The following is an 836-nucleotide window of genomic DNA, read 5'->3' as shown; positions in this document are numbered from 1 at the left end:
GACAACCCCCATGAGCATTAACTCCGACAACTGGATACGCCGCATGGCCGAAGAACACGGCATGATTGAGCCGTTCGAGCCCAACCAAATCAAAGAGGCCAACGGTCAACGCATCATTTCCTACGGCACATCCAGCTACGGCTACGACATCCGTTGTGCCAATGAATTTAAAATCTTCACCAACATCAACAGCACCATCGTCGATCCAAAAAATTTCGACCCGAAAAACTTCGTAACCGTCGAAGACGACTGCTGCATCATTCCGCCCAACTCCTTTGCTTTGGCGCGCACAGTCGAATATTTCCGCATCCCGCGCAACGTCCTGACCGTCTGCTTAGGTAAATCCACTTACGCACGCTGCGGCATCATTGTCAACGTTACCCCGTTCGAGCCTGAGTGGGAAGGCTACGTTACGCTTGAGTTTTCCAACACCACCCCCCTGCCTGCCAAAATCTATGCAGGCGAAGGAGTAGCTCAAGTCTTGTTCTTTGAAAGCGATGAAGTCTGCGAAACTTCATACAAAGACCGCAACGGCAAATACATGGGGCAAACCGGTGTTACCTTGCCTAAGACTTAATATACAAAATAAAAAAAGGCCGTCTGAAGTTTCAGACGGCCTTTTATCATTTCATTTAGAAACGGCGTTTCAGCTTACAAGCCTGCAAGATATGAACGGCGAGTTCTTCCACTGATTTATCCGTTGTATTGGTAAACGGTACTCCGTGGCGTTTGAACATATTTTGCGCATCGGCAATCTCACTGCGGCAAGTATCGATTTTGGCATAGGTCGAATTAGGACGGCGCTCATGACGGATAGCCTGCAGACGCTCAGGCTG

General features: G+C 49.2%; 2 protein-coding genes. One reads left to right on the top strand and one right to left on the bottom strand.

Going from position 1 to position 836, the window contains the following annotated elements:
* The first annotated feature begins 10 nt into the window (after positions 1-10).
* On the top strand, positions 11-577 hold the full coding sequence (gene dcd, locus ACTHS3_RS16085) for a dCTP deaminase (protein WP_440368518.1): 567 nt from the start codon (positions 11-13) through the stop codon (positions 575-577).
* A 55-nt stretch (positions 578-632) separates the two neighbouring features.
* Here dcd and ACTHS3_RS16080 read toward each other — a convergent pair.
* Positions 633-836, bottom strand: a 204-nt coding sequence (locus ACTHS3_RS16080) for a kinase/pyrophosphorylase (protein WP_440367910.1), incomplete at its 5' end; no start/stop codon positions are given.

It is taken from the genome of Neisseria sp. P0009.S007 (assembly GCF_051962515.1).
The sequence above is the reverse complement of the archived record's forward strand: the minus strand, read 5'-3'. Positions and strand labels throughout refer to the sequence as shown.

Coding starts and splice junctions, on each gene's coding strand:
- dcd (WP_440368518.1), top strand. CDS start 11: ATGAGCATTAACTCCGACAACTGGATACGCCGCATGGCCGAAGAACAC.